Origin of the sequence: Amycolatopsis sp. NPDC051716, assembly GCF_040681595.1 — a bacterium.
Lineage (GTDB): Bacteria > Actinomycetota > Actinomycetes > Mycobacteriales > Pseudonocardiaceae > Amycolatopsis.
The window spans coordinates 15,682-29,156 of the sequence record NZ_JBFAZA010000013.1 but is presented as its reverse complement, the minus strand read 5'-3'; the positions used below and the strand labels follow the sequence as shown (position 1 = coordinate 29,156).

Annotated in this window: 9 protein-coding genes; 3 read left to right on the top strand and 6 right to left on the bottom strand. The window is 71.5% G+C overall.

The genetic code is table 11. The features are described 5' to 3' along the window. Positions 1–123: 123 nt before the first annotated feature. From AB0M30_RS19345 to AB0M30_RS19335, 3 genes are read right to left on the bottom strand one after another with little or no spacing between them, the layout of a single operon-like run. Positions 124–1,131 (bottom strand): S-adenosylmethionine:tRNA ribosyltransferase-isomerase, encoded by a 1,008-nt coding sequence (locus AB0M30_RS19345; protein ID WP_364585378.1) that lies wholly within the window; start codon positions 1,129–1,131, stop codon positions 124–126. Continuing rightward, entirely contained in the window at positions 1,128–1,799 is a 672-nt protein-coding gene (locus AB0M30_RS19340) for an SDR family NAD(P)-dependent oxidoreductase (RefSeq protein ID WP_364585377.1), read from the bottom strand. The genes AB0M30_RS19345 and AB0M30_RS19340 overlap by 4 nt, the downstream gene beginning before the upstream one ends. 44 nt (positions 1,800–1,843) lie before the next feature. Continuing rightward, positions 1,844–3,217: a cytosine permease gene (locus tag AB0M30_RS19335; RefSeq protein ID WP_364585376.1), complete on the bottom strand. Its 1,374-nt coding sequence runs from the start codon at positions 3,215–3,217 to the stop codon at positions 1,844–1,846. Between the two features lie 135 nt (positions 3,218–3,352). Here AB0M30_RS19335 and AB0M30_RS19330 point away from each other — a divergent pair, with 135 nt between their 5' ends. Then, entirely contained in the window at positions 3,353–4,888 is a 1,536-nt protein-coding gene (locus AB0M30_RS19330) for a sensor histidine kinase (protein WP_364585375.1), read from the top strand. A 337-nt stretch (positions 4,889–5,225) separates the two neighbouring features. Here AB0M30_RS19330 and AB0M30_RS19325 read toward each other — a convergent pair whose 3' ends face one another. Together AB0M30_RS19325 and AB0M30_RS19320 are read right to left on the bottom strand one after the other, a co-directional pair. Continuing rightward, positions 5,226–7,157 (bottom strand): S53 family peptidase, encoded by a 1,932-nt coding sequence (locus AB0M30_RS19325; protein WP_364585374.1) that lies wholly within the window; start codon positions 7,155–7,157, stop codon positions 5,226–5,228. Positions 7,158–7,503: 346 nt separating this feature from the next. Further along, positions 7,504–8,658, bottom strand: coding sequence for an ROK family protein (locus AB0M30_RS19320; protein WP_364585373.1), 1,155 nt, complete (start codon positions 8,656–8,658; stop codon positions 7,504–7,506). Positions 8,659–8,719: 61 nt separating this feature from the next. Here AB0M30_RS19320 and AB0M30_RS19315 point away from each other — a divergent pair, with 61 nt between their 5' ends. Further along, positions 8,720–9,949 (top strand): trehalase family glycosidase, encoded by a 1,230-nt coding sequence (locus AB0M30_RS19315; protein ID WP_364585372.1) that lies wholly within the window; start codon positions 8,720–8,722, stop codon positions 9,947–9,949. Positions 9,950–9,989: 40 nt separating this feature from the next. Here the strand turns inward: AB0M30_RS19315 and AB0M30_RS19310 are convergent, their stop codons facing one another. Then, positions 9,990–11,762 (bottom strand): alpha-L-fucosidase, encoded by a 1,773-nt coding sequence (locus tag AB0M30_RS19310; protein WP_364585371.1) that lies wholly within the window; start codon positions 11,760–11,762, stop codon positions 9,990–9,992. Positions 11,763–12,114: 352 nt separating this feature from the next. Between AB0M30_RS19310 and AB0M30_RS19305 the strand changes: the two genes are divergently transcribed. Beyond that, positions 12,115–13,299, top strand: coding sequence for a glycoside hydrolase family 88 protein (locus AB0M30_RS19305; protein ID WP_364585370.1), 1,185 nt, complete (start codon positions 12,115–12,117; stop codon positions 13,297–13,299). Positions 13,300–13,475 lie beyond the last annotated feature (176 nt).

The window sequence follows — 13,475 nt, the reverse complement described above, 5'->3', positions numbered from 1 at the left end:
CGAAAGCCGGGTCCCCACCAGATCGGCCAGGCTCAGCAAGCGGCCCAAGAACCGAGCCACTGCCCAGTCCACCCAAGCTCACAAAGAGCCCACGAGCCATGGACTCGAGTCCAACCCTGCAGCTCAGCGGCGCAGGAGAAGCGACACGTCGCCGAACTCGTGCCACAAGTACCGCTCCGCCACCGCCGCCTCATACGCGCGCTGGACCACCTCCGCGCCCGCCACCGCCTCCAGCAGCGACAAGTGCGATGCCTCCGGGGCGTGCAGGCCCGTGACGATGCCGTCCACCACCCGCGCCGGGCGGTCCGGGCCCAGTACCAGCTCCGTCCAGCCCTCGGCCGCGACGAGGGCGCCGCCATCGAAAGCCGATTCCAGTGCCCGGGCCGCCGTCGTGCCCACCGCTATCACCCGGCCTCCGCGGGCCCTGACCCACGAGGCCAACGCCGCCGTCGTCGGGGGGACGCGGTACCGCTCCGCCTGGGGTGGCTCCGCCGCCTCCGGGGAAGACACTCCCGTGTGCAGCAGCAGCGGGGCGAACAACACCCCGTCCGTCACCAAGCGGGTCACCAGCTCCGGCGTGAACGGCCGCGCCGCCGAGGGCATCTCCGCGCTGCCCGGTTCGCGGGCGAACACCGTCTGGTAGTCCGACAGCGGCCACGCCCGCGGGACGTACCCGTAGCGGATCGGCCGGCCCGCCGCCGCGAGCAGCGCCCGCACCTCCACCGACACCGCCGCCCGCCACAGCCGTGCTGCGCCCGGGACCATCGGGGCCAGCAACGTCAGCGATGCGTCGCCGGCCAGGGCAAGGCGCTCGCCCGGATGGCCGTCGAGCAGCGGGCCGGCCGGTGCGCGCAGCTCGACGACCCACGAACCGTCGTCCAGCGGGGTGGCGAAGTGGACCGTGATCGGGCGGCCGTCGCGCCGGGCGTCGACCGCCGCCGGGAGGGTGCCCGAAGTGTTGACCACCAGCAGGTCGCCCGGGCGGAGGTGCTCGCCCAAGCCGGTGAACGCCGTGTGGTGGACGCCCGCCGGGGACGCGACCAGCAGGCGGACCTCGTCGCGGGACAGGCCGCGGGCCTCCGGCGGGGCCGATGCCGACAGCTCCGCGGGCAGGTCGAACCGGATGTTCATGCCGTCACCAGCAGGTCGGCCGCGCGGTAGCGGCCGCTCGGCGGACGCTCGTCGAGCACCCTCAGGAACGCCGGGACGGCCGTCTCCGGCAGCGGCCGGTCCGAGATGTCCTCGCCGGGGAACGCGCGCTGGTGCATCGCCGTGCGCAGATCGCCCGGATCGATCGCGTACACGGACAGGTCCGGGTGTTCCACGCCCAGGACGGCGGTCACCTGATCGAGCGCCGCCTTCGCGGAGCCGTAGCCGCCCCAGCCCTCGTAAGCCTCGACGGCGGCGTCGGAACTGACGTCGATCACGACGCCGCGCACCGCGGTCAAGGCGGGCAACAGGAGCTGGGTCAGCGCAAGAGGCGCGAAGACGTTGACGCGGTAGACGTCCTCCAGGTCCGCCACCGGGTAACGCGCCAGGGGCGGCAGCGGGCTGACGCCGAGCGCGCTGGCGTTGTTGACGAGCAGGTCGAGTTCGGGACAGGCGTCGGCGAGCGCGGCGCGGTGGGCCGGGTCGGTGACGTCGCCGGCGACGGCCGTGAAGCCGGCCTCACCGGCCGCCGAAGCGAGCGCGGCCGCGTCACGGCCGTCGCCGATGACCGTCCACTTGCGACGGACCAGGGCGGCCGCGAGCGCGCGGCCCAGCCCGGCGGAAGCGCCGGTGACGAGTGCGGTGGGCATGGTTCCTCCTTCGAGGGCTACCACCCCATCCTGAAACCTCTAGATTACTTGAGGTCAACCGGAGACCGGCCGCGCAGCAGGAAATACGCTGCCAGCGAAACGACGAGCCCGACGTAGTACGCGAGATCCGCGCCGTGCAGCGCCGCGGCGACCGGTCCGGTGTAGAGGGACGTGTTCATGAACGGCACCGCGGCGCCGAACCCCACCAGGAAGGCCACCACCGCCGCCCAGGGCCGCACGGAAACCGACGCCAGGACATCCACGCGCCGGCCGCCGCGGGTGCGCGCGAGCCAGTCCGGGACGACCACGCCGAGGAACGGCGGGATCCAATAGCTGACGAACAGCAGCACGTTTTCGAACTTCGCCGAGAGGTCGCCGCTGTGCATCCAGAGGATCAGCGCGAACGCGAGCACGGTGACGACGACCGCCGACACCGGGCGCCGCAGCCGGACGCCGACCGTCTGCAGCGCGAGCGAGCCGCTGTAGTCGTTCATCGCGTTCGACGACACCGCCGCCAGCGCGATCACGGCCAGCGCCAGCGCGCCCAGGAACCCGCCACCGAGCAGGTGGGCGACGCCCGCCGCCGTCTGGTCACCCAGCGAAGACCCCAGCGCGAGCCCGAGGCCTTCGCCGATCGCGTAGGAGGCGACGAGGCCGAGCAACGTCGCCCAGAAGACCGCCCGTGAGGAAGCAGCGACGGGCAAGTAGCGGCTGAAGTCCGAGGCGTACGGCGCCCAGGAGATCGCCAGCGACAACGTGATCGTCGTGAACAGGACGACGCCGCCCGCCAGATCTGCGCCGGACGCGGTGTCGGCGCCGGCGATCGGGTGTCCGGAAAGGACCTTCACGGCGAGCGCGGCGAACGCGAGCACCAGCAGCACGCTCATCACCGCCTGCACGCGGTGGATCAGCGCGTACCCGAACACGCCGAGCGCGCACTGCAGCACCAGCACGATCAGCACCGCCGCCCAGAACGGCAGCCCGGTCAGCTCGGCCAGCGCCTCGCCGCCGAACAGGCCGACCAGCGCGTCCCAGGCGATCGAGCCGAGCCACTGCACCAGGCCGGGCAGCACGACGCCGCCGCCGAACGGCAGCCGGGCGAGCGGCAGCTGGCCGGTGCCGGTGCGCGGGCCCCACGTCGACAGGTACGCCACCGGCAGCGACCCGAGCACGGTGCCGGCGAGCATCGCGGCCAGGCCGGTCCAGAACCCGAGGCCGAGCGACGCGGCGAGGGTGCCGGTGAACACCGCCGTCATCGTCAGGTTCGGCGCGAACCACACGCTGAACAGCCGCCACGGGCGCCCGAACCGGTTGTCCGCCGGCACCGGGGCGATGCCGTGGGTTTCGATCGCCAGATCCCGCCCGCCGGTGGGCATCCGCCCGCCGAAGACTTCGGCGTCCAGACCGTGTCCGCTCATGTTCCGCCTCTCGTCGCCCGATCACCCTAAAGCGCAGCCGCGTGGTGTAACGCGACGGCCCGAACGGACGAATCACGGTTAGCCGTTGCCGGACTGCTCCCCACCACCGCCAAGAGCCACCGGGAGGGTCGCGAAGTGCAGCACCCGCGGACGTCGGTGATGACCGGGCTGCTCGCCGCCGGGTGCGTGCTCGGCGTGGTCGCGCTGGCGCTCAAAGCCGGCGAAGGCTCCCACTCCGCGCTCGACACCGCGCTCAGCACCACGACCGGGTTCCTCTTCCTCCTCGCGGGCGCGGTCGCGCACGTGCGGCGCCCGGCCAACCCGATCGGGGTGCTCATCGCGCTCGCCGGGGTCGCCCTGTTCCTCGAGGACCTGCAGTTCACGCGCGACCCGGTGCTGTACACGATCGCCGTGCCGCTGCGCGCCGCGTCCAGCCCGGTCATCGCGCACCTCGTGCTCGCCTTCCCGCACGGCCGGCTCCGCTCGCGGTGGGAACGGCTGCTGGTGGCCGCGGCCTACCTGGTGGTGCTCGGTTCCGGCGTGCTCGGGCTGCTGGTCGACGACGACCCGCGCGACCTGCTGGCGCTCTGGCCGGGCAGCGGCACCTTCGCCGACCGCGCCCTGGAGCTGGCGGCGACGGCGATCAGCGCGGGCGTGGTCGTCGTACTGCTCTACCGGTGGCTGACCGGGCGGCTGCCGCAGCGGCGGCTGCTGTCGCCGGTCGTGGTCATCGCCCTGGCCGGCGCGCTGACGTCGGGGGCGGGCACGGCGCTCGGCGACGCGCACCCGCTGTCCGGCCCGCTGCTGCAGGTGTACCGGATCCTGTTCTGCCTGTGGCCGCTGGCGTTCCTGGCCGGGGTGATGCGGGCCCGGGTCGGCAACGCCGAGATGATCCGGCTGCTGCTGGAGCGCGACGGCACCGGGCTGGCCGCGCTGGTGCAGGACGACGAGGTGTGGAAGGACAGCCGGTCGATCGACGCGCTCAACGCGGCCGCCGGGCTGGTGCTGGACAACCAGCGGCTCACCGCCGAGCTGGAGCAGCGGCTGGCCGAGGTGCGCGCGTCGCGGGCGCGCCTGGTCGCGGCCGGGGACGAGGAGCGCCGCCGGGTCGAGCGCGACCTGCACGACGGCGCCCAGCAGCGGCTGGTCAGCGTCGTGCTGCTGCTGCGGATGGCCGGCCGCCGCTCCGGCGCGGAACTGCCGCCGGAGATCCGCGCCCTGCTCACCGGCGCGGTCGACGAGCTGCAGACGGCGATCACCGAGCTGCGCGAGCTGGCCCGCGGCATCCGCCCGGCGATCCTCACCGAGGCGGGCCTGGTCGCGGCGGTCCGCTCGCTGGCCGCCCGCAGCCCGATGGCGGTGGCCCTGACGGTCGGCACGGTGCCCCGCCTGGACGCGGCGGTGGAGGCGACGGCGTACTTCGTGACGTCGGAGGCGTTGACGAACGCGTTGAAGCACGCCCGGACCGACCGCGCCGACGTGCGGATCGAGGTGACGGGCGCGCAGCTGCGGGTCGAGGTGACGGACGCGGGCGTCGGCGGCGCGGATCCGGAGGGTGGTTCGGGGCTGGCCGGGCTGCGCGACCGGGTGCAGGCACTGGGCGGGGAGCTCGAGGTCGCCAGCGGCCCTGGAGGCACCGCGGTGACCGCGGTGATCCCGCTGGCGGGCTGAGGGGCCGCGGGCCGCAACGCCCGGCCACGGCGGTGCGCTCGGGCCGGATGGTCCGGCAGCGCGGGCATCCCCCCCGGCGGCCGGTGAGCGGCGGCGGCCGCCCACCGGTGAGCCAGCGCGCGAGCGAGCCGACAGGGACGGACAGGGGCTGGCGGGCCGGTGAACCGACCGGTCGGCGGCCAAGCTGCGACCAGCTGGCGAGCGAGCGTCCGGCGAGTCGGCGAGTCGGCGGCCCGAGCCGACCGGCACGCCCGAGTGGTCCACCGCGCGAAACCACCATCCGAAAAGGGCCCCCTCGCCGAGACCGGCGAGAGGGCCCTCATCGAGCAGCAGCTGACTAGACGAGCAGCAGGAACAGCAGGCCGTTGGGCACACCGAGGCCGGTCACGTCGTCGTAGCCGGGGGTGGTGTGGATCGTCAGGCCCTGGTAGTCCAGCGTGCGGACCGAGCGGAGCAGGCCGTCCGAAGCGTCGACCGAGTTCGCGTAGTCGACGCGGGCCACCGCGGCGTCCACGTGCTTTACGTCGGTGATCGCCGGCGTGCGGGACGTCAGCTTGTAGATCACCGGGTTGATGAAGCCGTGGTGGAAGTGGTCGAAGCTGTCGGCCACCGCCATGATGCCGGCGAACACCGGCGACGCGAGGCTCGTGCCGCCGATCCGGTACTGGTCGTAGTGCGCACCCTCCGGGAAGGTCTGCGTCTGGCCGACCAGGAAGCCGGTGTTCGGGTCGCCGACCGCGGAGATGTCCGGGACGACGCGGCCCTTCTTGTTGCCGGTCTGGTTCTTCTTCGCCAGCGCGTCCGGGACGACGCCCTTCTGGTAGAAGGGCTGCTCGAACAGGCGGCTCGTGCCGCCACCGGAACCGCTGGTGTAGTTGGCCGGACCGTAGACGCCGTTGGTCAGGACCGACTTGCTGGTCTCCCAGCCGGTCTCGAAGATCTTCTTGCCGTCCTTGCCGATGGCGATGGACGTGCCGCCGACCGCGGTGATCCACGGCGCCGAGGCGGAGAAGTCCGGCGACGGCGTGCCGAGGCGCGCGACCTCGTCACCGTTGTCGCCCGAGGAGAAGTACACGCCGATGCCCTCGAGGACCGCCTGCAGCGAGATCTGGTTGAACACCTTGACCTCGTCGGCCGGGATGTCCTCGCCGGTGTCGCCGTAGGAGTTCGACACGATGTCGGCCTTGTGGCCGGCGACCACGTAGTTCAGCGCCTCGTCGAGCGAGTTGTCCTGGCAGTCGGACCCGCCGACGTACAGGATGTTCGCGCCCGGCGCGAGACCGTGGGCGGCCTCGACGTCGAGGGTTTCCTCGCCGTACCAGCCCGCCGCGTCGCACTGGTCCGCCGGCTCGAGGACCGGGTTGACCGGGAAGACGTGCTGCGAGAACTGGCTCTGCTTCAGCGGGTGCTGCGGGTCGTTCTTCTTCGCGTACGTGCTCGCGTCCGAATAGATCGTCGGCGAGGCGAACGCGTCCACGATGGCGATCGTGGTGCCCTTGCCGTCGGCGCCGAGCTTGTCGATGCCGTAGGCCGAGCGCAGCTGCGCCGGGGTGTAGCCGCAGGGGGCGTACGGCAGCTGCTTGCCGTTGTAGGCGGGATCGGTGGTGTCGATCTTCTCGCCGTAGTAGGCGCTGCACGGCGGCGCGTTGCGGAAGCCGGGCCCGGGAGCGACGTCCGACGGCGTGCCGGAGCCGGTCGCGTGGTCCGGCTTGAACAGGTTGGTCGCCTGGTCGACACCGACGACGCCGAGCACGTCACCGGCCAGGTTCGCCGGCACCGACAGGTTCTTGTCGGCGGCGCGCAGCGTCTGGCCCTTGACCCGGTACTTGCCGAGGTCGACGGCGAACGCCTTTTCCGTCTGGTCCGCGGTGCCGGTGGCTTCGACGTACGCGCGGTTCGACGGGACGTCGCCGATGCTGAAACCGTTGCCGGTCAGCCACGCCTTGACGGCGCTGACGGTCGCGTCACTGGCCGCGAAGCGGTCGCGCACCTGGTCGGGGCTGAGGTACTGGCGGTAGGTCTTGCTGTCCGGGTCGGACACGGCCTGGGCCAGCGCCTCGGCACCGGCGTTGTCGCGCTGGTTCAGGTAAACCCGGAAGCTCAGCTTCGCGGCGGGCGCCGTGTCGGCGACCTTCGCCTGCGCGTTCGCCCACAACGGGTGCGACTGCGGAATGTCCTGACGTCCCTGCGCGGACGCCGTCGCCGGCAGGGCGCCGGTCAGGCCACCCACCACCGCGAGCGAAAGGAGCAGGGTGGAGCTTCTTCGCACAGAAATCTCCCTCTTCGAAAGCGGCCCCCAGAAAACGGGCCTTGGAACACCGGCTGAGACTAGATCGGTGTTCCGCTCGCGGGGAAGTGCTTGCGGAACCGTTATCTGGCCGGGAATTCGCCAGCCGTGAACCGTGGTACTGAAATCCGATTTGTCGCGGAGAAAACGCGAGGAATGGGCTCTGACGTACGATTGGTCCGGTTTGCGACGGTATGGCGGACCACGCGCCACGGCCTTGCGCCACCTACTAAAGTCGGTCGCTCCGTCCACTCCGGACAGTCTGTGACATCCGGGGCTCCGCCACCCGAACCCCCGAAAGACAGGGGCGGTGACGGCAGTTCGGCCGTCACGCCCGGACGGCCAGGCGCCGGTCCACCTCGGTGGGCGCGAACACCGCGTCGACGACCATCGCCACCGCGCCGGCCACCGCCATTCCCTCGCCGCGGCCGCCGATTTCCACCCGCAGGTTCTGCGTCGCCCGTGGCAGCGCGCGGCGGTACAGCACCTCCCGGACCCCCGCCACGAAGTGCGGCTCGGCGAGGTCGCCGGCGATCACCACGACGCCGGGGTTGACCACGCACACCAGCGTCGCCAGCACCTCCCCGACCTGGCGGCCGGCCACTTCGGCGAGCCGCACCGCGGCCGGGTCCCCCGCCGTGATCCGGTCGCGGACGCCCGAGCCCGACTCCGTCGGCAGCCCCAGCTCGGTCAGCCTCGCCGCCAGCGCGCCGCCGCCGGCGACGGCCGCGAGGCAGCCGAGCGAGCCGCACGGGCAGCGGGCCTCCGGGTGGTCCGGGAGCCGGATGTGGCCGATGTCGCCCGCGCCGCCGTCGATCCCGCGGTACACCTCGCCGCCGAGGACCAGGCCGGCGCCGATCCCGGTCGACACCTTCACCACGACCAGCGCCGCCGACGCCGGGTAGCGGGCGCGGTGCTCGCCCAGCGCCATCAGGTTCGCGTCGTTGTCGACCAGCACCGGGGCGCCGAAACGCGCGCCGAGGTGGGCGTCGATCGGGTAGCCGTCCCAGCCCGGCATGATCGGCGGCCGGGTGACCCGGGCGCGGCCGGGCTCCACCGGGCCCGGGACCGAAACGCCCACGCCGCACACCGGCCGGTCCGCCTCGGCCCGCAGCGCCTCGAACCACTCCGCGATCCGGTCGAGCACGGGCTCGGGGCCGTCGGCGACCCGCACCGCGCCCGCGCGGCGCGCCAGCACGCGCCCCGCCAGGTCGGTGACGGCGGCCTCGGCGTGCGTCGTGTCGATGCTCGCGGCGAGGACGACCGCGTGCCGGTCGTCGAAGCGCAGCTGCCGCGCCGGGCGGCCGCCGGTGGAGTCCTCCTGACCACCTTCGGCGAGCAGGCCCGCGGCCTGGAGCTGATCCAGGCGCGCTGTCAGCGTCGAGCGCGACAGCCCGCTGCGCTCCAGGAGGGCCTTCCGCGTGCTCGCCTGCCCCGTCCGGACCAGCTGCAGCAGCTCTCCCGCGCTGGTCGGGGTGGTCATCCGCGGCCTCCTGCGTACTTTTGTCCATTGACAAGACACAAGTCGGAGATAGATTGGACATATGAACGTAACACGGGAGCGAGCCGCGGCTGTCCTGGCGGGCAACTGGCTCGGCGCGTCCACCGTGCCCTCGCGGGCGCTCTACCCGCACCAGTGGAGCTGGGACTCCGCGTTCATCGCGCTCGGCCTGCGCCACCTGTCCCCCGGGCGCGCCCGGGGCGAGCTGCGGACGCTGTTCTCCGCGCAGTGGGCCGACGGCCGCGTCCCGCACATCGTGTTCGACCCGCAGACGCCGCCCGAGGCGTACTTCCCCGGGCCGTCCTTCTGGCACGCCGGGCGGACGTCGGGCCTGGTCCAGCCGCCGGTGCACGCCCGCGCCGTGCTCGCGGTGCACCGCACCGAGCCCGATCGCGAATTCCTCGCCGCGCTGTACCCGAAGCTGGTCGCCTGGCACGAGTACCTGCGGACCGGCCGCGACGCGGGCGGACGCGGGCTGGTCGCGATCGTGCACCCGTGGGAATCCGGCATGGACAACAGCCCGGCCTGGGACGACCCCCTCTCCCGCGTCCCGCCCGCCACCGGGTTCGTCCGCCGCGACCTGGCGCACAGCGACGCGGGCGACCGGCCGAGCGACGACGACTACGGCCGGTACGTCCGGCTCGCCGCCGAGTACCGCGACAGCGGTTACCGGGACTTCGGCCGCTTCGCCGTGGAAGACCCCGGCTTCAACGCCCTGCTGGCCGACGCCGAGCTGGCGCTGGCCGAGATCGCCGAGGAGCTCGACCTGCCCTCCGCCGGCCACCGCGAAGCCGCCGCGCGCGTCGAAAAGGCGTTGCAGGAGACGCTGTGGGACAGCGCCGCCGGGTTCTTCTTCGCCCGCGACGTCCACACCGGCACGCTGGTCCGCGAGTACACGTGCGCCGGCCTGCTGCCGCTGGTGCTGCCGGACCTGGCGGTCGCCCCGGCGCTGCTGGCCACCGCGACCGGCCCGCGCTTCCGGCTCGGCCGGGTGCACGGCGTCCCGAGCTACGACCTGACCGCGCCGGGCTTCGACACCGGCCGCTACTGGCGCGGGCCGTCGTGGTTCAACGTCGGCTGGCTGGTCCGGCAGGGCCTGCTGCACCACGGCGAGTTCGCCCTCGCCGAGCGGCTGGGCGGCGACCTCGCCGAGACCGCCGCCCGCACCGACTTCGCCGAGTACGTCGACCCGCTGACCGGCGCCGGCCACGGCACGCGGTCGTTCAGCTGGACCGCCGCCCTGACCGTGGACTTGCTGTCCGAGGGGAACTGACGGGACGCCCGGCCGCGTCGGGGGCGGCCGGGCGACCCGCTCAGCCCGCCGCGGTCGCGTAGTCCGAGCCCACCCAGGTTTCGTCGATCCGCAACCGCTTGTAGCGCGAACTGTCGCTCGACGCCGCGTACGTGCTCGTCACCTGGAGCCGCACGTACCGGGCCGTCACCGCGGAGACGTCGACGAACTGGACACCGCGGTGGCTCGGCAGCGTCCCGGACTTCACCGCGCTGTCCCAGTCCTTGCCGTCACTCGACACGAACACCTTGTACGCCTTGATCCGCGCCGACTGCTCGCTGTCCGAGCGGGCGTAGCTGACGGAGTCCTCCCGCTGGTTGAGCCCGAGGTACTGCACCTTCTTCGCCGCCCCGAGGTCGTAGTCGAGGTTGACCGGCAGCGTCTTGTTGTTGTCGAAGTAGGTCAGGTAGCTGCCGTCGCTCGCCGCCGGTCCACTGTGGCCGCTCGCCGACGCGCTCGCCTTGAGCGTCACGGTCTTCGGGTCGTAGGTTCCGGTACGGCCCGCCGTCTCGACCTTGAACACCGTGTCGTAGGTGTCCCAGCCGGACAGGCCGCTCAGGGTGAGACCGCCGCCGCCCTGGCTGAAGGAGATCGCCGCGCCGGTGCGCAGGTTCGTGACACGGCGGACGCGGTAGCCGTTGTCGCGGATCTTCAGCGTCGACGTCGACGGCTTGGTCAGGACGTGCACGTACTGGTTGTCGCCCTTGATGGTGATGACGCCGTGGGCACCGTCGTTCCAGAAGCCCGGCTGCATGCCGCCGTACATGTACCCGGCGCCCTCGGTGCCGCCGAGGGACTCCCAGATCGCGTCCAGGTAGGTCTTCGCGAAGTTGTTGAACGCCTCCTGGTTCGAGGGGAACTTCCCGTTCACCATCGCCGTCTCGGCCATCAGGGACTTGATCGACGAGCCCGAGTTCGTGATGTACCGGCCGAGGTTGAGCATCTTGTTGACGGCCGAGTTGGATCCGCCGTACCACCACGAGCCCGTGTCCGGGAGCTTGAAGCACGCCTCGGTGAGCCGCGGCATCGCCGTGTACGTCGCCTGCGGGTAGTCGTACGACGGTGACATGCCGGTCTTCTGCTCGTTGCTGATCGTGTCCATGATCGGCGTGTCTTCGTTGTTGTTGCTGAGCAGGTAGTCCGGGCGCTGCTGGTAGATCTGCTGGTACAGGTCGTGCGACTCCCAGTAGGCGTTGTCGTTGTCGATCCAGAAGCCGCCGAGGTCCGGGTAGTTCTTCATGACCTCGAAGAAGTTGTCGTAGCTGAACTGGCCGAAGCCGTCCTGGCTGTCGAGGTTCACCGTCTTGCCCTTGTACTTCGAGTAGCCGGCGGAATCGAGCCACTCGTGGCCGCCTTCGTCGTGCCACTGGGCGTCGTTGGTCATGTAGAGGATGACCTTGAGGCCGTGGGATTTCGCCGCGGCGACCAGCTCACCGAGGAAGTCCCGCTTGGTGGAACAGCTGCCGGGGATCTTCGACGGCCAGGCCCGCGAGTAACCGAGCCTGCTGTGGAACGAGGCAAGCACGAGGTAGGACGCGTGCAGCTTCTCGGCTTCGGTGACCCAGTAGGCGGGATCCCACCCGCCGTCGGTGATCGCCTTTTCCCAGGCGCTGCAACTGGTGTAGCCGGGTGACGTCCGCATGCCCCAGTGCAGGAACAGCCCGGCCTGGCTGTCACGCAGCCACTGCTGCGAGGGCTTCTGCAGGTCCGCCGAAGCGGGCGCGGCGACGAGCCCGGACACCGCCAGCATCGACGCGCACGCGACGAGCGCCCGGCGGAGGAACCTGTGTGCCATGAGCGACCTCCAGTGGTCTGGTCCACTCGGTGGTGTACTCCTGGCGACGCGGGGCGGTCAAGGCTGAGATCCGACCTTTTCCCGAAGTCTCGCTGGCCGGTACATTTCCACTTCGGCCGTTCGGGTTAAATATCTGATATATGACGCAAGAGATCCGATCTCTCTTGACTCGACGTCCCGGAGGCGAGTAGATGTTTCCCCCGGAAGCGCTTTCGCTTCCAAGACCATCGCTCCGGCGACACGGGCAGCACGCCGCGCCCCCCAGAGCTGGTCGGGATGCCGACGGACGGCGGATCGGCATCCCGGCCACCCTTCAACCGCGTCGCGGGGCCAGTGCACGAAAGGGACGACGATGTCCGAACATCCCCTTCGCCCGACCCGGCGCGCGGTCCTGGCCGGCACGCTCGGCGCCCTGGGCGCGCTCGCCGCGGCGGGCCCCCTCGCGCGGGCCGCGGACCAGCTTCCCCCGATCGGCGGCGCAGCCCCGACGGACTGGTCGCGCGCGGTGATCGACTCGACGATGAAGCGCTACACCCCGGACAAGATCGGCGGCTGGGGTTACACGCTGGGCCTGTACCTCTACGGCCAGTACCTCTTCTACAAGCGCACCGGCGAGAAGAAGTACCTCGACTACATCATCGCGTGGTACGACCGGTTCATCACCGACAGCGGCATCTCCAACAGCTTCAGCAACCTGGACTCGATGCGCTCGTGCCAGATGCTGCCGCTGCTGTACGCGGAAACGGGCCGCAAGAAGTACAAGACGGCGGCCGACCAGCTGCGCAAGCGGTTCCCGTCCTACCCCCGGACGTCCGACGGCGGCATGTTCCACGCCACCAGCAAGGTCGGCCAGCTGTGGGGCGACGGCGTCTACATGGCCCAGCCGTTCCTCGCGCTGTACGGCGCGGCGTTCGGCGACGGCGACTACTGCTTCGAAGAGGCGGCGAAGAACATCGTCGTGTACTTCAGCCACCTGCGCGAACCGGCGAAGGGCCTGCTGTACCACGCCTACGACGAGGACGGCTCCGAGTCGTGGGCGTCCGGGTCCGGGCACCACTCGAAGTACCACTGGGCGCGCGCGATCGGCTGGTTCGGCATGGCCACCATCGACATCCTCGAGGTGCTCCCGGCGAACCACCCGCGGCGGGCCGCGCTGATCGACGTCGTCAAGTTCCTGGCGGCCGGCTACCAGCGCTACCAGGACGCCTCGACCGGCCGCTGGTACCAGGTGGTCGACCGCGGCGGCGACTCGAAGAACTGGCTCGAGACGTCGGCGTCGTCGATGTACACGTTCACGATGGCCCGCGGCGTCCAGCGCGGCTACCTGCCGGCGTCCTACCAGGCGGTGGCGGATCGCGGGTACGCCGGGGTGCTGAAGAAGGTGTCCCTCGGGTCGGACGGCCTGACGAACATCACCGACATCTGCGAAGGCACCAACGTCGGCGACCTGTCCTACTACTACGCCCGGGCCCGCAAGACCAACGACTTCCACGGCCTCGGCGCGTTCCTCATCATGAACGAGCAGTACTCGCACTGACCTCGAGGCGCGCCGCAGAAGGGGCCCCGGCTCACGCCGGGGCCCCTTCGTATGTACCCGGACGGTCGGTTCGCGTATCGGAACAGTCGGTTCGCGTACCTGGAGGGTCGGTTCGTGAGCCGACCCTCCAGGTACGCGAGCCGACCCTCTGGGTACGCGAACCGACGCTCCAGGTA

What these genes read in the sequence shown, in the direction of transcription:
- AB0M30_RS19345 (WP_364585378.1), bottom strand. Translation starts at nt 1,131, where the DNA reads ATGAACATCCGGTTCGACCTGCCCGCGGAGCTGTCGGCATCGGCCCCG.
- AB0M30_RS19340 (WP_364585377.1), bottom strand. Translation starts at nt 1,799, where the DNA reads ATGCCCACCGCACTCGTCACCGGCGCTTCCGCCGGGCTGGGCCGCGCG.
- AB0M30_RS19335 (WP_364585376.1), bottom strand. Translation starts at nt 3,217, where the DNA reads ATGAGCGGACACGGTCTGGACGCCGAAGTCTTCGGCGGGCGGATGCCC.
- AB0M30_RS19320 (WP_364585373.1), bottom strand. Translation starts at nt 8,658, where the DNA reads ATGACCACCCCGACCAGCGCGGGAGAGCTGCTGCAGCTGGTCCGGACG.
- AB0M30_RS19315 (WP_364585372.1), top strand. Translation starts at nt 8,720, where the DNA reads ATGAACGTAACACGGGAGCGAGCCGCGGCTGTCCTGGCGGGCAACTGG.
- AB0M30_RS19310 (WP_364585371.1), bottom strand. Translation starts at nt 11,762, where the DNA reads ATGGCACACAGGTTCCTCCGCCGGGCGCTCGTCGCGTGCGCGTCGATG.
- AB0M30_RS19305 (WP_364585370.1), top strand. Translation starts at nt 12,115, where the DNA reads ATGTCCGAACATCCCCTTCGCCCGACCCGGCGCGCGGTCCTGGCCGGC.